The 22,074-nt window shown below is 71.4% G+C and carries 17 protein-coding genes; 3 read left to right on the forward strand and 14 right to left on the reverse strand.

What is annotated here, in order from left to right; translation table 11 throughout:
* Window positions 1-61: 61 nt before the first annotated feature.
* Entirely contained in the window at window positions 62-1,030 is a 969-nt protein-coding gene (locus ABD901_RS34740) for a hypothetical protein (protein ID WP_345133461.1), read from the reverse strand.
* A 32-nt stretch (window positions 1,031-1,062) separates the two neighbouring features.
* The gene (locus ABD901_RS34745) at window positions 1,063-1,920 is read right to left on the reverse strand and encodes a hypothetical protein (RefSeq protein WP_345133463.1); all 858 of its coding nucleotides are present in this window, start codon (window positions 1,918-1,920) and stop codon (window positions 1,063-1,065) included.
* Between the two features lie 141 nt (window positions 1,921-2,061).
* On the opposite strand from ABD901_RS34745, the gene ABD901_RS34750 reads away from it, so the two are divergent.
* Complete coding sequence (locus ABD901_RS34750) at window positions 2,062-3,579, forward strand: APC family permease (RefSeq protein WP_345133465.1); 1,518 nt, start codon at window positions 2,062-2,064, stop codon at window positions 3,577-3,579.
* A 41-nt stretch (window positions 3,580-3,620) separates the two neighbouring features.
* On the forward strand, window positions 3,621-4,289 hold the full coding sequence (locus tag ABD901_RS34755) for a hypothetical protein (protein WP_345133467.1): 669 nt from the start codon (window positions 3,621-3,623) through the stop codon (window positions 4,287-4,289).
* A gap of 23 nt (window positions 4,290-4,312) precedes the next feature.
* On the opposite strand, the gene ABD901_RS34760 is transcribed toward ABD901_RS34755, so the two are convergent.
* From ABD901_RS34760 to mobF, 6 genes are all read right to left on the reverse strand, one after another.
* On the reverse strand, window positions 4,313-5,305 hold the full coding sequence (locus ABD901_RS34760; RefSeq protein ID WP_345133469.1) for a hypothetical protein: 993 nt from the start codon (window positions 5,303-5,305) through the stop codon (window positions 4,313-4,315).
* Between the two features lie 209 nt (window positions 5,306-5,514).
* The gene (locus ABD901_RS34765) at window positions 5,515-7,275 is read right to left on the reverse strand and encodes an enoyl-CoA hydratase-related protein (protein WP_345133470.1); all 1,761 of its coding nucleotides are present in this window, start codon (window positions 7,273-7,275) and stop codon (window positions 5,515-5,517) included.
* A gap of 194 nt (window positions 7,276-7,469) precedes the next feature.
* Entirely contained in the window at window positions 7,470-8,456 is a 987-nt protein-coding gene (locus tag ABD901_RS34770; RefSeq protein ID WP_345133472.1) for a hypothetical protein, read from the reverse strand.
* A gap of 304 nt (window positions 8,457-8,760) precedes the next feature.
* On the reverse strand, window positions 8,761-10,311 hold the full coding sequence (locus tag ABD901_RS34775) for a hypothetical protein (protein WP_345133474.1): 1,551 nt from the start codon (window positions 10,309-10,311) through the stop codon (window positions 8,761-8,763).
* The gene (locus tag ABD901_RS34780; RefSeq protein WP_345133476.1) at window positions 10,308-10,697 is read right to left on the reverse strand and encodes a hypothetical protein; all 390 of its coding nucleotides are present in this window, start codon (window positions 10,695-10,697) and stop codon (window positions 10,308-10,310) included. The genes ABD901_RS34775 and ABD901_RS34780 overlap by 4 nt, the downstream gene beginning before the upstream one ends.
* A gap of 128 nt (window positions 10,698-10,825) precedes the next feature.
* Entirely contained in the window at window positions 10,826-15,145 is a 4,320-nt protein-coding gene (gene mobF, locus ABD901_RS34785) for a MobF family relaxase (RefSeq protein WP_345133478.1), read from the reverse strand.
* 211 nt (window positions 15,146-15,356) lie between these two features.
* Here mobF and ABD901_RS34790 point away from each other — a divergent pair, with 211 nt between their 5' ends.
* Window positions 15,357-15,737 (forward strand): hypothetical protein, encoded by a 381-nt coding sequence (locus ABD901_RS34790; RefSeq protein ID WP_345133480.1) that lies wholly within the window; start codon window positions 15,357-15,359, stop codon window positions 15,735-15,737.
* Between the two features lie 3 nt (window positions 15,738-15,740).
* Here ABD901_RS34790 and ABD901_RS34795 read toward each other — a convergent pair whose 3' ends face one another.
* The 6 genes from ABD901_RS34795 to ABD901_RS34820 form a co-directional block, all read right to left on the reverse strand.
* A complete protein-coding gene (locus ABD901_RS34795; RefSeq protein WP_345133482.1) occupies window positions 15,741-15,878 on the reverse strand; it encodes a hypothetical protein in 138 nt (45 codons plus the stop codon).
* 192 nt (window positions 15,879-16,070) lie between these two features.
* Window positions 16,071-17,918, reverse strand: a complete 1,848-nt coding sequence (locus tag ABD901_RS34800; RefSeq protein ID WP_345133484.1) for a ParB/RepB/Spo0J family partition protein — start codon at window positions 17,916-17,918, stop codon at window positions 16,071-16,073.
* 77 nt (window positions 17,919-17,995) lie between these two features.
* Window positions 17,996-18,418, reverse strand: a complete 423-nt coding sequence (locus tag ABD901_RS34805) for a hypothetical protein (RefSeq protein ID WP_345133486.1) — start codon at window positions 18,416-18,418, stop codon at window positions 17,996-17,998.
* A 707-nt stretch (window positions 18,419-19,125) separates the two neighbouring features.
* Complete coding sequence (locus tag ABD901_RS34810; protein ID WP_345133488.1) at window positions 19,126-19,812, reverse strand: hypothetical protein; 687 nt, start codon at window positions 19,810-19,812, stop codon at window positions 19,126-19,128.
* A gap of 310 nt (window positions 19,813-20,122) precedes the next feature.
* Window positions 20,123-21,049, reverse strand: coding sequence for an N-6 DNA methylase (locus ABD901_RS34815; RefSeq protein ID WP_345133491.1), 927 nt, complete (start codon window positions 21,047-21,049; stop codon window positions 20,123-20,125).
* Between the two features lie 202 nt (window positions 21,050-21,251).
* Window positions 21,252-22,073 (reverse strand): deazapurine DNA modification protein DpdA family protein, encoded by an 822-nt coding sequence (locus ABD901_RS34820; RefSeq protein ID WP_345133493.1) that lies wholly within the window; start codon window positions 22,071-22,073, stop codon window positions 21,252-21,254.
* Between the last annotated feature and the right edge of the window lies 1 nt (window position 22,074).

A 22,074-nucleotide genomic window follows, 5' to 3' on the forward strand; every position in this document is an offset into this window, starting at 1 on the left:
AGCACTCTCCGCGCTCGTCCTCGCGGGGCGCCATGAAGCTAGTGCGCCAGAGTCTTCCAGCTCACGCCCCACCGGTGATCCGGAATGCAGTTAGCGGAACCCCGTGCGGCGTACCTCGGCGGCCGAGCGCGAGTCGCTTGAGCACATCGTCGCCGGCGCGATAGCGCTGCCGCATCCGGCCGAGTCCCGGATCGTCGTCCTGACCGCGGTACCAGGCATGCACCTCGGCGGTCCGTTGCGCGGCGGCGAGCGCCGCGATGACAGAGCCGCCGACATCGACCGGGTCCGCGTTCCAGCGCGCCTGCCGGTCAGCGATGTCCACGCTGTCGGACAGCCGCCACGGCATGCCATGGGTGACGCCGGACAGCATCGCGTAGACCGCAGGCAGGTCGGTGAACGCGCTGCGGACCAACTCGCTGGCCTTGACCGAGATGGACTGATGCACACCTCCCGGTTCGACGTTCACGCCCTTCGGCTTTCCGTCCCGGCCGTTGACGACGTTCACCTTGGCCCGGTCGAGCAGGTCAAGGAACTTCTGATGCGCGTCGGCCCACGCCGGTCCGGGCGCCGGCATCGGCCCCATGGCGGGCACCTGGTCTGCGGCACGGCGGGCCGCGTCCGAGTCGGCGATGAGCAACGCCACCCCTCGGGCAAACCGCACTTCGCTGGACGCCGCGGCGTCCAGCAAGTGCGCGATCATGGCGGCCGACTCGACGGCGGCCCGGGCGACGGTCGCGTGCGTGTAGATCGGCACGTCGGCCGGGTCGGTGAGGAGCAGGCTCAACGCGCGGACATGATCGGCGACGGCCACCGCCATGTGCAGACCATTGATGGCGGCGCGGCTCCACAGGTTCTGGCGGTCGGCGCTGCGGGTCCAGGACAGGATCCGTGCGTGGTCACGGCTGGCTGGCGCGCCCGGAGATGCAGCGGTTGCCTGGGTGCGTTCCATGGTGGCGCGGAGGTCGTCCGCCTGCTCCGTGCAGAGCTGGTGCATGCGGCGCATCGCGGCGATGCTGGGGTCGCTCGACATTCGTGGTCCTCGTCTGTGCCGCGGGCGGTCGTCTATGGCTGGGACATGGTGGTGAACACTGGCGGAAACACACTGTTGACGATGTGCCGATGCCACGAGGCCATCAGATCCGCCACATCGGCAGTGGCTCCCCCGCCGGTGAAGGCGGGGTCGTCCTTGACGACGAGGTTGAACTCGTGGTTGACGTGGTCGCCCATGCCTTCGTCACGCCCGCGGACGTAGAACAGGATCGACCCGTCCGTCATGGTGCCGTCACCGCGCAGCATCTGGCGGTTGGTCGGGCCGTTGCTGCCCCAGTAGATGACGTCTGGCCACCACCGGACGATCGCCAGCCGCCGGTGCTTGTCAATGTTCCAGAGGCGATCGAGCCGGTATAGGGGCCGGAAGCGGGCGTGGTCCTCATAGGAGCCGTCGAGCTGGGTACCGCTCTGCTGGAGCAGCTCGTCTTGGAAGAACGGCTGGACCTGCCGGAACGCGCTGCGGGCGCGGTCGTCGTATAGGGCAGCCCGCCGTCCGGTGAAGAAGGCGTCGAACTTGTCCGGCGTGGCCTTGATGGGAAACGTCGACGTCTCTTCCTGCTCGGGCGTCAGGACTCCACCGTGGCCAAGCCTGGCGACCTCGAAGGCGAGGCTCTCCAGGGACGCCCGAAGGTTGCTGAGGATATCGCCGACCGTGGTGTTGATGGCGACGGGCACGGGCTGATGGAGTCGCAGCCGATAGGCGAGCTGGTCGGGTATGTCGGTCGGCTCGGGCGTGAGCGAGTACGGGGCGGCGGCCCGGAACGCGTCGACCTGGCGGCGCAACGACTCGACGTGCTCGCCCGCGCGGTTGGCCTTCGCCCACCATGACGAGGTCGGGTCGTTCCATTGCGGGTCGACGTTCACGATCACATCGTCATGATGGCACCGCCGCCCGGCGAGGGCTTGCGACTTTTCGTGTGCCGTACGGGCACGGCTCCTCGTGACCTCGCCGGTGCATCGGTCTTCGCGCCGCGCGCACCGCGATGCGTCTCGTCCACGCCTGGATAGCTCGTGGCACGCCCCGGTACCCCTTGCCGCCTCGCCTGGCGGGCCGCCACCGAGAAACGATCTTTATGTGAGGATCGGGGCCAGCCGATGACGAGCCAGGTGCCCCGCCGGCTTGGCTTCGCCCACGCGACGGCGCTATACGTGGGGGCCCTGCTCGGTCCAGGCGTGCTGACGCTGCCCGCCCTTGCAGCGGAGGTTGCCGGCCCGGGATCGCTGCTCGCTTGGGCGGTGCTGGTCGCCGCGAGCGTGCCGTTGGCGGCGACCTTCACGGCCCTTGCAATACGGCACCGACAGGCCGCCGGTATCGCCGGGTTGGCCGAGCTCGCGTTCGGGCGCCGCGCGTTCGCGATGGTCGGCTGGTGCTTCTACTGTGCGACGCCGATCGCCGCATGCGCCGCGGCGCTGATCGGCGGGCAGTACGCGGCCACCGCGCTCGGCGCCGGACGACCCGCGGGCCTAGCCGTGGCCGGCGGCATCCTGACCGCGATTTTCGCGGCCAACGTGTTCGGGCTGCACACTTCCGGCCGGCTGCAGCTCGGCGTCGTCGGCGCGCTCGTGGCGATGCTGAGCACCGCGGCAATCACCGCATCCCCGCACGTCGACGCGGTCAACCTCCATCCGCTGCTGCCCGCCGGACCAGTCCCGGTCGGTCGGGCCGCGGCGGTACTTTTCATCGCGTTCTCGGGATGGGAGGCGTGCGGGCATCTCACTGACGGCGTCGCGCGGCCCGCCCGTACCCTGCCGAGGGTCGCGGCCGCTGCGGTCGTCATCGTCGGCGTGCTCTATCTCGGGCTCGCCACGGTGACCGTCGGGGTGCTCGGCCCGACCGCGGCCACCACGCCTGCGCCGTTCATCGCGTTGCTGCATCATGGGATCGGCGCGGCCGCCGGGCCCGCGGCGGCCGTCGTCGCGTTGCTCCTGACCTGCGGCGCCGGAATCACCTTCGTCGCCGGCGCGATCCGGCTCGGCGACGCGCTCGCCCGCCGCGGCGCGCTCCCTGCGTGGCTGACCACGCCGGGCGACCCGGCGGGCCGGTCGCGTCGGAACCTGCTCATCCAGGCGGCCGCCGCCATGCTCGTCGCGGCTGTCTGCCTTGGTACCCATACCGGGGTTGGCCCGCTGCTGCGAATCCTGTCCGTGCTCCTGGCCGCAGTCACCCTCGCCGGCGCGACTGCCGGCATCGTGCTCCTGCCGACCTGGCGGCGCACGGCGGCTGCGGTCATCGCATCGGCGGTGACGGCTGTCGTTCTGGGCGCTGCTGGGCCGCTCGTGGTGGTCCCGGCCATCGTCGGCGCCAGCGGTGTGACCTTCGCGGCCGTCCGCCGTCCGCAACGGCGCCGTCCTGAACCGCACCCCGCGGTACGCCCCGCAGCCGAGGCGCCCTGGAAACGCCGGCCGCCACACCGAGCCCGCCGACGCCGGCCCCTCCCCGCTCCGCGCCGCCTTGCCCGGGCGACAGCGGGACCTGCGATCGCCTCCGGCGTGGCAACCGCCGCATCACCCACGCGGGCGCGTCGATGACGGCGCTTGACGTACCTACGCCGCAACTTGGCGATCCGGTCGTGCTGCCCGCCGAGGCCCCGCCGGTCCTGGGGGAACTGCTCGGCTACCGGGGCGGGGACCGCTACGTCGCGATCTACTTCGAGCGGGGCCTGCTGCGCCTCGACGACGGCGGCAAGCGTGACGAGGCGAACCAGGCCGGGTGGCGCCACTACGCTGCCACTCCGATCGCCAGGCTGCTGTTCGCGGGCCTCGACCTCGGCGATGGGGGCAAGGACGCTACGCATTGGCTACTGCTTGATCGGCAGACCGATCAGCTGACGGCGGGCTACGCCGTGGATGTCGCGGCCCTGGTGGCGGCGCAGCCGCACACCCGCGACCGGTTCAACCCGCTCCTGGCGCCGGGCGCTGATGTGGTCCGGCGCAACGATGCCGAGCTTCGCGCGGTGAACACGCCGACCGACGAGCCGGTCTGGCGGGCGGCGCTGCACCGCGAGACCGCCCTGTATGAGCTGCTCGACCGGCACGTGGAGCGGCAGTATGCCGCCGTGGTGCGCGACGGTATCGGTAGCCTCCGTGCTGACGTCGTGGGCCGGGTGGAAGCCCGTGCCGCCGATCCTGAGCCTGTACAGGGGTCGCTGTTCGCCGGGATCGCTCTGCCGACCGCCGGATCGGCCGCCGAGGCGGCGCCAGCCGCCGATCCTGCCGCGGCCGGCGTCGAGCTGAGCTGAACCGGTGGCACGTCGGCAGGCGGTCAGCCCAGGTCCGGGCCGTCGACCGCTCGTCCTGCGGAGTTGTGCTCAATTGGGTGCTCGAGCCTGGACGCTCCATCCGCGAGTCTGCCGTCGTGGACGGCACCGCCGGCGACAGCGCGGGTTAGCCGATCGACCTCGGCTCGCAGTTGACGTACCTCGGTGACCAGCCGTGCAGCCTGTACCGGCACCGTAGCCGCCGCGATCTGCTGCAGGATCGACGCCATGTACCGACCGACCGAATCGGGATAGCGGCCGCGCCGCGCCACGCGATACGGTGCAGGGGACGACAACATGGGCTGGGCGGAGACCTCGTCTCGCTGGGCCCGCCTGTGGGGGCCGCGATCACCATCGGGTAGAGCGGCCCCGTCGTCGCTGACGGTCAAGACCGTCCCGGTCTGCGCGTGCAGCACCGTGGTTGCGTCGATCACCCGATACAGCCATTGCGGTTCGTCGGCGGCGAGGGCCCGACGGGTCGACCAGACCACCGCGTCGGCCATCCACAAACCGGGCCGGGTCGTGTCGTCGTGGTGGACCAGCCGCATCCGGTTGGAGATCTCCCCGCCACGCACCAGATGCCGATAGGTACGCAGGTCGCGGTGCTCCGGATCGGCGAGCCGCTGACCGCGCTGCTGCGCAAGACCGATCTGGGCGGTGTCGGCACGCCGGTCCAGCACGACATCGCCGACCTTCTGCCCGTCCAGGTAGCGCAGCAGCCGCTGCAGGGCACTCTGCCGGGCCGCCTCCCGATGCGGGCCGATCGGGGTGTGCGCGACCACGACGTTCCAGCCCGCCCACTGCGCGACCGCCTCGAGCATCGCCTCAACCACGCCCATGTGCCCGCGGCTGTGCAGCCGGGTCGCGTGGAATTCGGATGAGCCGGCCGCAGTCCGCGCCGCCTCCTCAGCCCGCTCTACCTCACCCGGCTCGACCAGCACCGCGGCGAGGAGATACACACCTGGATGACCCGCCCGGTGAATGAACGACTCGTCCACGAACGCGGTCGGCGTGGCCCGTGGGTTCACCGGACGCTCCGTTCACGAGTCCCGGCGGGGCACCTCGCCGCCGCGCCACCGACTGGCCGGGCCACACCGGCGTGGAGCCAGACCCGCCGTCGGGCGCTGGTGGACTTGAGGACGCACCGGCGCGCTGGCCAGGGGTCGGCGCACCCGGGCGACAGCCGCAGACGTACGCCCATCGGCGTCTACCGCGGCGTCCGGTGAGTGGCGAGCTGGGGCGGTGTGCGCTGCGGCCGGACCTTGTGCACGAAGTTGCTGCGTCGCTGCGCGAACTGCTGCCGGTCGTCGAACATGTCCGGAGCCATCTGCGCCAGTTCCAGCGTCTCCCAGTACGTCATCGGGCGCGGTTCCGCGTCCGCGGCGGCTCGCTTCGCCGCGATCGCGGTTCGCCAGCGGGCGTCGTGCGCGTACTCGACGGCCAGGTCAAGCAGCCAGTCGATGTACTGCCGCTCGGACCGCGGGCCAATCGCGTCGACGAGCCCAATCGCGGCGGCCTGCTCGGCGTCGACGGGGAGCCGGTCCGCGAGCAGCCGACGCGCGGCCTGCTCGCCAACTCGCCGGGGGAGTGTCCGAGTGTGCAACTCGGAGCCGAACAGGCCCATGTCCGCATAGAACGGGTTGAGCACGACGCCGTTCCGGGCGGCGACGATGTCCGCGCCGAGCGGCAGCATGACCCCGCCTGCCCCGGCGTTGCCAGACACGCCGGCGATGATGATGTGGCCGGTGTTCTGGGCGATCAACCGGCACACCGCGTTGATGGCCCGGATGCTGGCCCACGCCGCCATCGCCGGGTCATCGGCGGCCTCGATCGCATTCACGTCGATGCCGTTACACCACGCGTCGAACCCGCCGCGCAGGATCAGGACACGGGTGTCCTGGGCCAGCGCCTTGCGCAGGGCGCCGGCGAGCCGCCGCGACCGGTCCACGTCCAGCGCGCCGTTGTACGGCTCGAACACCAACTCCCCGATGTGGGCGCCGTGGCGTCGGTACCGGATCCGTGCCCGGTCCCGCAGCCGGGGAACGCACGCGACCGAGTTGCGCAGCACCTGGACGACCGGCAGTTTGATCCCGCGGGTGCTGTCCGCACCGACTGGCTGCACGCGGCCGATCCACAACCCGTGCTGGTCGCCGGTCGCGACCAGCACGGCCTCATCATCGCGGCCGATGATCGTTCCGGGCCGGCCGGACACCGGGCGCCCGGCCAGTTCGGCGTCGAAGACGTGTACGACTCGGCCGTCGAGGATCGTCCGCACGCCCGGCGACCCGTCCGCGGCGCGGATCCGGCGCAAAATCGACGCCCCCGGCTCGTCCCATCCAAACGCCCGGTCGGCCTGCCGCATGAGCGGTCGCAGGCCGGTGCCGGGTACCCGCCGCGGCGCCGCGTCGAGATCGACCGGCCGGAAGCCGCGCCGTTCGGCCTTGGCGAGGACCTCGTCAACGCACTCTATCGCCGCGTCGGCGACCGCCCCGCCGTACAAGCTCGACTTGCGCGGCGTGTCGCTCGGCATCCGGAACGTGCGGTCCGCCCACACCGGGCCGGCGTCCATCTCCTCCACCGCCTGCACCGCCGTCACGCCCCACACCGGGACGCCGTCGCTGATCGCCCAATCCAGCGAAGACGGGCCGCGGTCGCCGACCGGCCCCGGATGGATGACGACCGTCGGCCAGCGCGACCACACCGCCTCGGGTACGCGCTCCTTGAGGTACGGGCACAAGATGATGTCAGGCTGTGCCATGATCGCCGCGGCGATCATCGTCTGGTTGTCGATGGCAAATTCGACGGTGACCTGGTGGCCCCGCGATCGGAGATGACACCAAATCCGCTGGGCCAGACCGTTGAAGCCCGACACGAGCAGCAGCACCTTCTGGGCGCCGCCGGGGACATGCCCACCGAGGTATCTGTCGTCGAGCGCCGAATTCGCCGGCTTGACATGAGGTGTGATCACACCATCGACGGTTTCGCGGCCGCGGCGGTTCCGGTACGTACCAAGGGGAGCCACTCGGCCTACTAACCCACCTGCGACAGCGCAGGGGTGCGCCGGTCCGGCACGACCGGCTGACGCCGTCGCCGAACCGGGGCCAGCTGTTCCGGCCCTTCATCCTCGGGCGGTCGTCACGACCGTTCGGTTGGGCGTTGATCTCAAGGGTGGGCTGCCCGCTCGATGCACACTGTCAACAAACGGTTCACGGCCGCCCGGCGCGGTAGGTCATCCACGCCCAGCACACACGGACTGCGGCTGATCTGGCGGTGCATGGCATCATCCGCCGTATCGCGGAAGCTGCTCAGGTGCATCACGTGCCTGCGGTCCGTCTTTCCCCACCCGTAGTTATTGACGACCTCCTTGAAGGTGGTGCTGGCGAACAGCGGCGGCACGTGATCGAGGATCGCTCGAACGAGTGCAAGTGCTGAGTACACGTGCCCGGACCGGGCCGCGCTGTCGAGCTCCCGGGCCAGCGCGGCGAGCTTGGAGAAGTCCCACGTGGCCGTCGTGGCCGTAGCCAGTCGGTCGAGCACCCGCTCATCGATCGTCAACGACAGCGGTGCGGCGGCCGCCGGTTCGAAAACCTGCGCCGGTTCGGCCGGTGGTGCCGGTCGGAGCGACTCGGCCCAGGCCGCCCCTGCAGCGCGGAACTCGTCGACGGTGTGGACACGACTGAACCACCGGACATCTCTGTTAACGCCGAAGGACCAGTCGGCGTCAGCATCTCCGGATCGGCTCCTGGAACCCCACTGCTCCCCATCGAGCAGGTGGAACAGCCTCGCCGCGGCGCGGCGATTGAGCCGCAGCGCCTTGGTCAGGTTGGCCCGCGAGACTAGAACTGTCATCTGCCCCGGCGGGGGTGCTGTCTTGGCCTCGTACAGCGCCATCCAACGCAACGCCCGGAGGAATGTTGCGACGTCCACATCGCTGCCAGCGCATTCGGCGACACCGACCACCGTCAGCCAGATCCGGTGTTCAGCGTCAACCCACATGCCGCGGCTCGCGCTCGTGCGCAACAGTTCGGGTTCGATCTCGCGAATGATCTGCAGCGGGTCGGCGCCCCGCGGGGTCCGCAACGCGCGGTCGATGTCCTGGAAAAGCGGCCAGCGGTCGTGTTCGCGAAACCAGTCGTAGACGGCCTGCATGACCCGCCGCCGATCACGTGACGTCACGCTGTCGTTACCCGCTCTTGCTGGCATTCGCGTCCTCATCGCCTTCTCCGTAGCCGTGCACACAAGGATGCATCGCTACCTTGCCGCACGTACACGGGTTTCGTCCCGGGGCGTGGGCATGGCAGCCGACCGTGCGCCGGTCATGGATTGCCACCGCGATCCAGCGTGAACGGAGCACCAGGATCATCAGGGCCTCGGTGGCTGCGGCCCGCCGGCGTACCGGCTTGCACGTTGCGTGGTCGGCCCGACCGATACGCGGCCGTCGCAGGTACGTGCGTCAGGGGGCGAGGTCCGGCTCGTTGAGCCGAGGTGAGTCAGCCCGCGCGATGTCTGTCGCGTGTTCGGCAATCGCCGTTGAGGGCGCCGCGGCGACAGGCACGTCATGCGTAGCGGAGGTGGCCGCGCGGACGCGTCGGCGCAGGTTCCGCACGTCGCTGGTGATGGCCTCGGCCCGGCGACCGGCTTCGAAGGTGTTCCGGTAGGTCGGGCGTTGCCCTTGCCGCCCGGGTGGCTGCCGATCGAGCACTTCTTGGAGCCCTGGTGATGGCCTGGTGCTCGTTGCGATGGCTGGCCACTCGCTCGGCACGCGCAGCAGCCGGGTGGTCTCGACCAGGTTCTTGCCGGGTCCGCGGGTGATGGTGGCGCGTTGCCAGAGGGGGTGGTTGACCCAGACGCCGTGTACTTCACGGGGTCCGGGCCACCACAGCTGCGCCAGGGCATTGCGGCTGATCGCGGCGTTGCTGCCGTAGTCGAGCAGGGTCGCGAGGTCGGGCAGGCGGGCGGCGAGTTGGATGGCGAGGCTGTGCCAGGTGTCAGCGTCCGCGTCGGTGCGCACGAGGTCTTCAGGCAGCCGCCAACCGTGTTCATGCCGAGTGAGCCCACGCAGCCATCGCTCGACCTGCAGCAGCGTCTTGATCTCCGGACTGGTGTCGATGTTGCGCACATCGCGGAGTTGCCCGAGGAGCCGACCGGCGCGCCGCCATAGGTGAGTAAGGTGCGCGACGGCGTCTTTCGGGAGTGGGTGGCCGGCCAGGCGCAGGGCGAAGCTGACTTGGTGTGACAGGGACAGTCCGACCCCGCTGAGCGTGGTGAGATCGATCGCGGTGTGGTGGTCGCGGTGGTCCAGCAGCCAGCCGCGAGCGGTGTCGAGGGCCGCGAACGCGCTGCCGAAGTCGTCGATGCTGCGCTGGCGGTGCGGCACCTCAAGGGCCGTATTGGCTTGGAGGGTATCCAGCGGTGACGGCTGTTTGGCGCGGGCGGTGCGGGCGGCAGCTTGCGGTAGGCGGCTGGTCGTTGTGCGGTCGGCGTCGCTGATGGCGGCGGCGACGATGGTGTGCTGAGCCAGCCAGACCCCGAGGCGATGGTCGAGGCGGGTTGCGGCGGTCACGACGTCGCCGATGCGGCGCAACGCGGCCGGGCGGCCGTGGCCGGCTTCGCGGAGGGCCGCAGCTGCTGGTGCTGGTGGGAGCGCCAGAATGGTCGGTGCTGGCGGTGCGAGGTGGCTGGCCAGGATCGCCGTGGCGGCCTCGGCCACTGCGGCGGCGCGGGCGACGGCGACGGCGACCGGAGAGGACGGCGCGGTGAGGACGATGCCGTCGGCCAGGTTGCCGGTACGGGCGGTGGCGTGCGCGAGCTCGTTGGCGAGGAGGCTGATGGGGGCGGCGCCGACGAGCACGACCTGTTGGTGCAAGTTGCGATACAACTGCGCCCGGGCGACCGCGATGTGGACCTGGTCGTCGAGGCCGGACGGCGGAGCCGCGCCGATTGCGACCGTGGCGGCGTCGAGCGCATCGATGGCCTGATCGAGCAGTTCGCCGTACGTCGTCATGACAATGCTGCGGCCGCGCGGTCGAGTTGGGTCGCAACGGCGACGTCAAGGTCGTGCGACAGCCCTGCCGGGGTGCCGCGGTATCGCTGAGCGAGGACAGTGAGCAGGGCACACAGTGTGCTGGAGAGCCGCGCGTCGACCTGGTCCACCGGCGGTAGATCCGGGGCGATGGCGACGGAGTCGCCGAGCTGAGGTCGCAGCTGGACGGCTGCTTCGCGCAGGTCGAGCGTGCAGAAGTCCCACGTGTCGGCGTGGTCCGGGTCGGCGTCCGCCGCCGCGGTGGCGGTGTCGATGGCCAGGAGCAGGGCGCCAAACATGGCCGGACGATCGGCGTCAGCGGCGAGGAGTTCGTGGTGGGTCTGGGTGAGCAGCGTGATCCGGTCCATCGGATGGTCTCCTTCGGTGCGGCTGGTGCATATCGTGCGCGAGGTGTGCAGTGGCGCGCAGCAGTTGCGGGCAGTCGTCGGTCGCGCTACCGGCTTCGGCGACTTCGTGGGCGTCGCAGCCGTGTCCATCAGCCTAGGTCCGGTTCGTCGACGGGGTCGGTGTCGAGTGTGCCGGCGGTGGTGGCGTGGTCGGTGACCCGTTTCGCGGCGGCGCCTGCGGCGTCGTCGATCTGTTCGAGCATCGGTCGCGCGTGTGGTGCGGGTCGTGTGTCGTCGACGGCTCGGACGCGGGCGGTCGTGGCGTGGATGCGTTCGAGGACAGCCTTCGTGGTGCCCTGGACCCGCTGCTGGCGGCGGGCCCGTTCGGCGTTGGTGAGGTACGCCGCATACCGGGCGGGCAGGGTTTCGCGGTACCAGCCGAGCCACTCCGCGTGGCGGCGATCGAGGTCCGTGACCCTGGTGTGCATGTGCTGCACGTGCTGGACAGCGGCGCCGAGCGCGGCCCGGAGCCGGTCGACATGCTGGCCGGTGCCGGTCGGTGTCGTGGCTGCGGGTCCAGCACGCCACCACCGTCGCGTGCTCGCGGGCTGCGGCTGGTCGGGGTGGTGTTCGGCGACGGCGAGTTCGGTGCGCAGTTCGCTGACGGCGTCGTGGGCCGCGAACAGGTCGAGGTGGGCGGTGCGCAGGTCGTCGGCGACGTAGTCGGGTTCGCGGGCTTCAGCGTCGCGCAGCGCGGCGAGGAACTTCCGGGTGCGCGCGATGCCAGCGGCGCGGACTTCACCGGCGATGGTGGCGGTGCCGAGGCCGAGTTGCGCGCGATGCCAGGCGGTCCACCGAGTGATGTTGCGTTCGGATGGTTCGGGGCCGATGGGTTCGTCGCTGGTGTGCTGGTAGCGGTCGCGGTAGGCGATGACGACCTTCGCCCGCTCCAGCCATGCCCGCCGCCCGTCCGGGTCGTCGGCGTTCGGGACAGTGCCGAGCGCGGTTGCCCAGGCGGGTGGCCGTTCGGCGGCGAGCTCGGCCAGGCCGGCGATGCGCGCGTCGGCGATGTCGGCGACCTGCCGCAGCGCGGAGTCGACGTCGCGATGGACTCCGGTGAGGTCGGGTACCCGCGAGGCGTAGGTGTGGGACGGGTTCGCGGCCAATGCGCGGCGCGGGTCGTGGACCAGGTCGGTGAAGATGTCGTCGAGGCGCCAGGCGAGGACCTGGGCGACGCTGTCGGCGCTGTGCAGTTCGCGCTGCCGGACGGTCTCGGTGAGGACGCGCACGTCGTCGTAGCCGGCGTCGGCGAGCGTGCGCAGCTTGTACGCCACTACGCCCATTGCCGGGTCTTGACGTAGGCGAGCGCCGGCGGCGGGGTCGAGCTGGGCGACGATCGCGATGTACCGGGCGGCGTGCGCCTGGCCGAGCAGGTCCTCGAACGTCGGCGCCCACACGTGCAGCGCGTCGTGCTCGGCGATAAGGATCTGCTCGGTTTCGGTGGCGGTGCGGTCGCTGTCGTCGCTACGCAGGACCTCGGCGAGTAGGCCAGTGCCAGACAGCGGCGGTTCGGCCCCGTACGGCTCCTCGGGTTCTGGGTTGGTCAGGACGTAGAGCATGTTGAGCCACTTGCCGCGGGTGGCCATCACGTACAGCTTGGCGCGGGTGATGCCGTCGCGGACGAGGGCGCGGGCGGCATCGACGGTGCGGCCTTGCGCGGCGTCGACGGTCGAGGCGTAGGCGAGCTGGACGTGCTCGGCGACGTAGTCGGCGGGCAGCACGACCTCGTCGCCGGTGCGCACGTTGCGCACCTGGAGCGCGCCGTGCGCGCCGACGTGCAGGACCGTCCACCGGTCTCGGTTGGCGACGAACTTCCCGGCACGCCGGTCGCCGAGCCCGAGCGCGGCGGCGACGGAGAAGTCCGGGTCGGTGTCGGTGGTGAGCCGCCGGTCGTTGTGGCGGGTGACGACAACGTCGCCGACGGAGGCTTTGGTGCCGTCGCGCAGCTCCACCCGGCGGCCGCGGGCGACGACGCCGGCGCGGACGAGCATGGCGCGGGCCTGGGCGGCGAGGTCGGCGGCTTCGGCTTCGGTCTCGACGAGGATGAGCGCGTCGCGGCCGTCGAGGGTGTCGGCGAGCCACCCGGCGAGGAGGCGTTCGGTGAGGTGTTCGTCGGTGCCGACGACGATCCGGCCGCGCTGGTCGTACTCGCGCAGCACGGTGGTGTCCCCGACCCGCAGCCGCAACGACGCCGGCCCTTCCCACGCTTCCTGGAAGCGGCTGAGGTCACGAAGTTCCACGGTGCGCCCGGTCCCGGCGAGGTGGCGTAGCAGCCCGCCCGGGCCGATCGCGGAGATCTGCGCCAGGTCGCCGACCGGGATGAGCTTCCCGCCGACCGCGTCGAGCAGCCCTACCAGCTCGGCCAGGTCGGTGGAGGACACCTGCGAGGCTTCGTCGATGATCAGCCACTGGCCGGGCTGGAAGTCCCAGTGGCCGGGCCGGCTGTCCTTTGGCGGGGTGTGCTGCGCGTGCAGCCACATCGCGATGTTCTCGGTCCTGAACCCGGGTGCGCCGTCTTTGCGGGCCTCGGCGGCGAGCACTTCCGCGGCGTTCTGCGACACCGTCAGCCCGAGTATCGGGACGCCGGCGCGGGCCGCGACGATCCCGACCGCCCGCTGCAGGTAGGTCTTGCCGCTGCCGGCGGGCCCGATGACGCCGGCGACGCGGTGGCCGTCGCCGAGCAGGTGGACCAGCGCGGCCCGCTTGTCGTCGGACAGCTGCAGCTCGGCGGCGACCTGGTCGAGCAGGTCGGCGGGGGCGGGGGTTGCGCCGAGCCGGGCGGCGTAGTCGAGGACCTGCCGCTCGTCGTCGAGGACCGCTTCGGTGGTCAGTTGCAGCTGGCGGTGCCGGGTGTAGATCGGCTGCCGGTCACTGGTACGTAGCAGCGTCGGCCCCCAGGCCACGAGCGCGGGCGGGGTCAGCACCCGCAGCCCAAACCAATAGTGGTTGGTCGCGTGCACGGCGAGGCGATGCACCCGAGACCAGTCCGCGCGGGTGCCGTCGCCCGGGTTGATGTGCAGGACCCGGCCGATCGCGAGCTCGAGGTGATCCAGGCCGAACACGGCTCGATCGGCGGACAGGTCCCGCACCGCCCGAGCCACCGCCAGCTGCGGGTCGCGGCGCACCGCCTCGGCGAGGATCTCTGCCCGACGCTCCTCCTCGTCAACGCCGAGTTTCACGACGACTGCGTCCACGTCGACCTCGGTCAGCACCGTGCCTGCCGGCAGGTTGCGGCGTGCGCGGAGCACCGCCCGGGCGGCGATCTCGGCGGTCGCGTCGCGGATCCGGCCGGCGACGACCGCCCGGACTTCCCCGGCCGTGTCCAGACCGTTGCGGGCGTCTTCGGCCCGCCACCGCCGCACCGCGTCGAACGTCGACTCCGGCTCGTTCTTGCGCAGCCGGGTCCGCAGCGTCGCTACCTGCGCCAGGCGCCGCCACCGCCGCATCGACAGGCCGGCCTCGCCGGCCGACGGCTCGGCCGCGAGCTGCGACTCGATCGCAGTCCGCCGCTTCGAATACACGACGATCGCGCGCGGCGAGATTCCCACGATCTCGCGGATCATGGATTCCGGCCGGGCCGCGAACCGGACCCCGAGCCGCCGCCCCAGCTCCACCTCTACGGCCCGCTCGTACACGATCCGCGCGCTGACGCTCGCCTGGTACACCGCCTTACCGTCCAGCGCAAACCATCGCTGCTCGCCGTCCGTTCCGGTGACTGCGACCTTGGCCGAGACGACGACATGGGAGTGCAGCTGCGGGTCCTTGGATCGGCTCATTCGGTGGTCGAAGACGGCGACGGCGAGCCCGTCCGTGTCGACCTGCGCCACCCCGTCGGTGCCCAGCCGGGTGAACGCCGCGTGCTGGCGTAGGTGCGCGACCATCGCCCGGATCGCGTGATGGTGTGCGGCCATCACCTGACCTTTGACCCGGTCGTCGCCGAACGCCCACAACAGGCTGACCGACTTCACCGGCGAGACGGTCACATCGAACCCGGCCACCGGTCGCCGCTCCGGCGCCGTCCACACGTCCAGCCATACCTTGAACCGCTGCTCGTGCGTCGCATCGTCCGGCAGCGCCTGCAGTGCCTGCTCCGCGAGCTCCTCCCGGCGGCTGTCGGTGAGCGCCTGAAACCGCCGCCACAGCCGGCCGAGCTGCTTGCCGGTTAGCGGGTGTTTGCCCTCGCCGATCAGCCGCTGCAATTCCTCCGGCTGCACAATCGGGCCGACGCCGAACAATTCTTGCGCCTGCCCGGCCCACCATCCCGGCGCCTCGCCGTGTGCCTTGTTGTCCGTGAAGTAGGCGACCGCGGAATTGTTCGGCGATGGCCGGAAATCGTGCTTTCCTGGTGCGACCTGTCCGAGCAGATAGTTCACTCCCGCACCGGGATGAATCTTGGTGACGGAGAGCATGACCTCAGCGTACGGCGCTGCCGCACTCTCCAGCGACATTGTGAATGCAAGGTTGTGTGCTAGACGGGAAGGTGACCAGCGACGATCAGCAAGAAACGCCACGTCAGCGACACTGGGCGCCAGGGAAAAGGGGGGCAACAGGATTTTAGATCCACTACGAACTATTCAGAATGGTGGCACCATGAACGCTCTTGGACGTACGCTGCGAGGCATGGCAAGTCAGGCGACCAACGACATTGTGGGGAAGCTGCGTGAGCGGCACGCCAGGGAGTTGGCGGCGGTGCGCGCGGTTGCGGATGCGACGCAGCGCCAGGCGGCGGCGGCCACCGCGTGCGACGTCGCGGTCGCGGTGCTGGCCGCGGTACGCGGCGACGCCCAACGGGCGGCGTTGGACTTGGGCGTGACGCCCGAGGAGGTGGTGGCTGCGCAGCAACGGGCGCCCGCAGCGGAGGTACGGGCGGCGGTGGCGCGGCTGCACCGTGGCCCGGGCCGCGGTGGGCGGCCGCGCCGGGCGGACGGTGCGGACCGGGCCGCAAGTGGGCCGACGGTCGCGGTTTCTGTGGAGCTGGTCGGGACGGCGGCGGACGGCTGACCGTCAGCGGGCGGGGTCAGCCAGCACCAGCGCGACGGCTGCGGCAAGTGCGTCGACTACGCCCAGCGCTGCCAGGGCGTAGCCGATGCGGACGACAGCGCGGCCGGTTCGGTCACGGCGCGTCGGTGCTGGCTCAGTCATTGCTTGGGTTCTTGGTGTTGGTTGGCGTCGATGGTGGCACGTCAACGACGGGGCGCGGGTACGCCGATGCCCGGTGCCGTCACGGGCGGCACCGGGCATCGTCACGTGTGGTGTGCGCTGGGTGTTCGGTTCTTGGTGGCGACGCGAGCGCGGCGGGGCGGCACACCGTGCCGCCCCGCCAAGGGGTGGTGCCTACGCCGCGGTCTCGGGTGCCTGCTTGCCGTCGGCCGGTCGTCCGGTGCGCCGTGCGCTGTTGCGCGTGGTCCGGTCGCGGGCGGTCGGTAGCACGCTGACCGGGGCGACCGCATCGGTGGCGTCCGGCTGCATCCCGGCGGCTTGGGCGACGACGGTTTCCGGCTTCGTCTCGGTGGCGACCGGCTGGCTGACCGGCTCCGGCTCGCTGGCGCTGGCGGTGTCGGGGGTCGCGGCCGGGTCGGTCGCGGGCCGCTCGCCGGTGTGCTCGGGCGTGTCGTCGCCGGTGGCGGCGGAGGCGTCATCGCCGGTGTACTCGCGGTGCTCGGCGAAGGCGCGCTCGATCGGGCTGAGGGTGTAGCCGATGGTGCCGAGGAACCCGACCCACGCGGCGGCGGCAGCGCGGGCGACCTCGCCGTAGGGCTGGCCCCACCGCCAGATGTCGTTGTCGAGGTCGATCGCCCGCTCGTTGGCGGCGGCGATGACGGCGAACTGGATGACCATGAGCCGCTTCTCGCTGGCGGCGGTGAGGCGTTGGGCGATGCCGGACAGCTCGGTGCCGACCGGCATGCCGAGCAGGTCGGCGAGCACCTTCGGGCGGGAGCTGCCGAGCCATCGGCTGAGCGGGTTGGAGCACATGACCATCTGCCGGACCATGTACTCGGCCGCCTCTCGCGGCAGCGTCTTGCGGGTGAGGTACGAGCGCAGGAATTGCATGCGGGTCTTCGTGGCGGCCTTCCACGCGATCCGGGCGTCGCGGATGCGCGCCTGCTCGGCGGCATCGGCGGCAGCCTTGGCCGGGTTGGCGTCGGCGGCCGGGGTGCTGTCGGCGGTCGTGGTGCCGGACGCTGGCGCGGCGGCCTTGGACATGTACGGGCGGTGGCCGTTGGCCTTTGGATCGGCGCAGACGTAGCGCACTGCGTCGTCGTTGGGGTGCGGGCGCAGGGCGCGGTGTCCGGGGCAGGTGGCGTGCGTATCCGGGGTGAGCTGGCGGCTGTGCTTGTCGGCGAGCCGGTCGACTGCGACCATGCCGGGTCCGGCGAGGTCGATGACCTGCACGCCGTTGGCGGCGAGCTTGTGCAGCAGTGCCTGGTGCTTGCGGAGCTGCTCGCGCTTGACCAGTTCGGTGTTGAGGGCGTGCTCGAAGTTGCCGCCGTTGGCGACCTTCTCGGCGATGCGGGCGATGGCGTCCGGGTCGTCGTCGAGCGGCTTGAGGGCGGCCAGCTGGGCGAAGTCCCATTCGTAAGCGGCGAACGTCTTGCGGGTTTGCGTGGACAGCGAGCCCGCCTCGATGCCGCGCTTGACGACGTCGGGCTTGAGTCCGGTGATCTTCGAGATCGCCGTGGGCGTGGCTCCGGCCTCGTTTGCGCGGAACAGCGCGAGGGCGTGCTCGGTCGTGGTGAAGTTCTTGCGATACACGTTCTCGAAGATCATGTCGAGGAAGTCGTTGGCGAGCGGACCGGCGGGCACGATGATGCAGGGCACGTGCGGGCGGCCGGTGATCTGGGCCGCGCGGAGGCGGCGGTGACCCGCGACGACTTCGAGTTTGCCGTCCGGGTACTCCTTGACCTTCAGCGCGAAGCGAACACCGACGGTCTTAACGGTCCGGAGGAGCTCCTTGTCGGCCCGGACGCTTTCGTCAAGGTCGTCGCGGGTGTTGCCCGGGTGCATCGAGAGGTCCTCGACCTTGACGTTGCCGATTCGGGCGGTGATGGTCGGCGTGGCCGCCGCTTCCTGTGTGGCGGGTGCCGGGTCGGCGTCCTGTTGCGAGGTGGTTGTGGCGGGTGCGCTCTGGCCAGTGGTGGCCTCGTCGACGTTGGTGCTGCTGGGCTCGGCAGTGATGGTCACCGTATTAGTCCTTTCGTGGCTGGTTGGCGGCCCGGGCGCGCGGCGCTGGCTCGGGCGCCCGGACCGTGGGGGAGGGGTCAGGCGGCGTTGGCGAGCACCCGCGTGGGGCGCTGGTCACGGTCGACGGGGCGGCTGGAGCGCACCAGGGTGAGCGGCCGGGGGGCGGGCGTGGTCGGCTTGGGCGGCACGCCGACGTTCTTGGCGATCGTGTCGGCGACCAGCCAGTCGACGGTGTCGGTGGGGTTCCCTGGGGCCCGCCGGAAGCGCTCGCGGCGGACGGTGCCGATGATGACGACGTCGTCGCCCTCGTCGAGTTGGTGGGCGGCGTGCTCGGCGGCCGGGCCGGTGGCCTTGACCTGGTAGCGGATGGGCTCGTCGGTGGGTCGTTCGGGGTCGGCGGGGACGTCGACGATGAGCACGAGCACGGCGACGTTGTCGCGGTCGCGGGTGGCTCGCGGCGGTCCGGCAAGGATGCCGACAGCGGTGGTGCTGGTGGCCATGCGTGTTGCCTTTCGGTTGGGGTTCCTGCGGGTGTGGGGGGTTCGCCGTCCCTGACCATCACCCGCTATCTTCTAATCATACACCACCATCCCTGATCTGCAACCACGTTTCCGCAGGTAGACGATGGTTTCTGCTGGCGCGCCGCGCAAAGTTGATCTCTAGGTGGTGCTCCCCGGCTGCCTGTGCTGTGCAATGCCGGGGCGGTGGGCGGGGTGGTAGGTCGGGGGTTCCCGGGGTGTGGGACCGGGCACGCTTTTCGCCCGGTCCCACACCCCGGGGTGGCCTGCTGCCCCGTCCACCGGTCTGGTATCCCTTGGGGCAGGTGGCCGGGGAGCACCACCGGTCCCAGCCCCTGATCCCTTCCCGCTCCCTGGAGCCTGCCTCCCCGGCGAGGGGCCGCGGTCCAGCGGCGGGACGCTGGTCCGGCCGAAGGCCACCACCCACCACAACCCGCGGTGTCGGGCGCACGCTGCACGGGCCCCGGCGACAGGGTGTGGGTCGTCGCGAAGCGGCGTCCTGCCGGATTCTTGGCCCGTGCCAGCCGAGAGGCACAGCGCAACTGACGGCGGACCTGGCAGGGTACGAGGACGGCTTTTGAGCGAGCTCTGCGAGCGGTCCTCGTGCCCGGTGTCCGCGGGAGCGACGGTCTTGGCCACGGCGGACCGGGGCCATGAGGTTTTGGTTTGGGCTCGTGCGGTGCGGGCCGTTACTGCGCTTCGGCGGCGAGGCGTTCGCGGGCCTTGCGCAGCAGGTAGAGCGCGCTGGCGAGGTTGATGTCGAGAGCGTCGGCGAGGGCGTCGGGGCCGATGCCGGGGTTGGCGCGTACGGTGGCGATGGCGTCGGTGATGCCCGGCCGGCCGCCGCCTTTGCGGCCGGCGCCGGCGCCTTTGCCGGAGCGGTTGTTGAGGAAGTCGATGACGTCCCAGCGCCGGAAGATGTAGATCTTGCCCTTCACGGGTGCGGGTTCCTCGTCGACTGGTTTGGGGAGGTAGCCGTCGCGGCCGGCGGCCCAGTCGCGTTTGGAGTCTTGGACGTAACGGTTCCAGGCGCCGCGGGTGAGGTTGGCGGCGCGGTAGAAGTCGGTGGCGGGGAGGCGGTCGTCGGGGTCGCCGTCGTACAGCCAGTCGGGTGCCCCGTGTGGCGTGGTCGTGGCTGCGGCGGCGGCTTCGGCGCGTTGCTGTTGCCGGTCGCGGAAGTGGGCTTCGAGGCCGTCGTCGCCGTCGATCGGGTACCACTCGCGGCGGCCCTCGGTGGTGAGCGGTGCGGGGAAGCCGTAGCGGTCGCGGTGTTTGGGTGAGGCGCGGAGGTTGATGGTTTTGATGGAGACGTCGCCGAGTTCGGCGGCGCCGGCGCGGTCGGTGGCGCGGCGGCCGTCGATGATGCGGATCTCCATCGGTGTGCCTCTCGCGGCCGGCCGCGCCCGGCGCGGTGGTCGTCGGGGCGGCTGGGTGAACGGATGGGTGGGCGTCGCCTTGCGGCGACGACCGGAGCCTTTCGGTCCCGGCCCGGCGAAGGCCCGCCCATCCGCTAGGAACCCTTCACCCGCTGGGGGCGTGGAACACGTCACCAGCCAGACGAAAGGACCTCCGATCGTACAGGGTCCGGTCAGCGCGGTGGTGCTGGGCCGGGCGCGTCGGCGGGTGCTGGTCATCTCGGCGCCTCGCTGCCGGTGCCGATGGGGGGCATGGCGGGCGGCGTGACGGTCACTGCGGCTCGGGCGGGCTGGTGAGGGCGTTGAGCGCGGCGAAGGCGCGGGCGGTGCGGGCAATGTCGAGGCCGGTGGCGCGGTCGACGGCGGCGTAGTGCGGCCAGGCCGGGTCGAGGCCGTCCGCGCAGCCGATGAGTACGTTGGGGCCGAGGGCCCAGAGGTGGGCGTTGACGGCGAGGCAGGCGGCGGCGAGCGGGTCGATGTCGTTGGCGTACCAGTGATAGTCGGCGGGGTCTTTGCCGTGTTGGCGCAGGATGTGGGCGGCGGCCCAGAGCATGATGCCGGTGCCGGCGGCGGGGTCGGCGATCGACTGGCCGGGGGTGGCGTCGGCGACGTGGAGCATGCGGGCGAGCGCTTCGGCGACGGGCTGGGGGGTGTAGTAGGCGCCGCGGCTGGCCGCGGTCTTCGGTCCGCGCAGCAGCTGGAGCAGTTCGCCGAACAGGTCGGTGGCGCGGCGCCGGTGCGGCTCGCCGGTGAGGTGCAGCTGACCGGCGCGCAGCGCGGCCCGGGCGACGGTGTGCGCGCCGTCGAGCTGCCAGTCGGACAGACCGTTGTGCAGCCACTCGACCAGGGGCGGGAGCCGGACACCGAGGTCTGGGCGCTCCAGAACGAACGCCCGCCAGATGCCGCGCAGCAGCTGGGCGAGGTCGGAGGGGTCGAGGGCGGTGATCTGGTCGGCGAGGTCGGGGCCGTCCGGGTCGGCCTCGGCACATAGGGCAAGGGCGGCGACGACGCCGGCGGGGATGTGCAGGTCGATGCCGCTGCCGTGGTGGTGGCACCAGGCGGTGTCGACCGCGGCGGCGATGCGGCGGGCGTGCTCGAGGGGATCGGCCGGCACGGCGGTGCGTGTCCGGCCGGCCCGCGGTCGTGGGATGACGGGACGGTCGGTGAGGTCGAACAGTGTGAGCTGCAACGGGTCCATGGGGTAGCTCCTGGTGGTCGCGGATGGAGCGCCGCGCGCCGCGCATGGCACGGTCCGGCGGTTAGAACAGGGCCAGCTGCCATTGGGTGGTGTGGGCCTGCCAGAGGGCCTCGAAGCCGGGGCGCTGTTTGTCGGCTGCGCCGACGGTGACCTCGTCGAGCGGCAGGGCAGGCTCCCTGAGTGCGACGGAGCGGGTGGGCGGTCAGGCCGCCACCGCTGTGGAGGCGGCGGCCGGTGCCGCCTGGTCGCGGGTGGCGCGATGGAGGCGGGCCAGCAGGGCGTCGCGCCAGTCCATGGCGTAGTCGAGGCAGTTGGCTTCGCTGGCGTGGCTGCGGGTGCAGCCGGGTTCGCGACGGCCAGCGACGCTCCAAGCGAGGGAGTCGGCGGAGGCGAGATGGCGTCCGTAGTCTGCAAGTCCGGCGGTCTTGACCCCGAATCCGTGCAGGCGCAGCCCGGTCTCGCGGGCGAGCCCGGTGAAGATCAGGAAGGCGCTGAGCGTGTTCTGACGGCGGCAGACGGACCCGACGCCGACGACCGGGTACGCGGCCAGGTCGACACCGGCGGCCGCGTACTGTGCGACGTGGTCGAGGTGGTCGCCGCGGCACCAGCCCTGCAGGACCGGGATGAACGGCAGGTCCGGGGCGAGGGTGCGTAGGTCAAGGAAGTCGGCGATGGTGCGCCGCTGGTGCTCGGCCACGATGAGCCCAGTGCGGGCGAGGATGCGCGGCTCGCACATCCAGTCCCGCGGCGCAGCCCATTGCAGGTGACCGATCTCGTCGCGGTAGCGGCGCACTGCCGCGGTGTACTGCCGCGCGGTGGTCCGCCATCTGCCGAACATGGACAGCTCGGTGAACCCGCCGGAGTCGAGGGCCCACGGCGCGACGGCGCGCGGCAGGGTGCGCCGGCCCGCGAGGCGGCGGTGCGAGACGAACAGCGGCACCCCTGCGACGGCGAGCCAATGCGGCTGGTGCGCGCCGAGATAGAACAGCGGCCGAGCCTGCGTGGCGGCGGAGGGGATCGTCATG

The organism is Dactylosporangium darangshiense (genome assembly GCF_039537565.1).
GTDB lineage: Bacteria > Actinomycetota > Actinomycetes > Mycobacteriales > Micromonosporaceae > Dactylosporangium > Dactylosporangium darangshiense.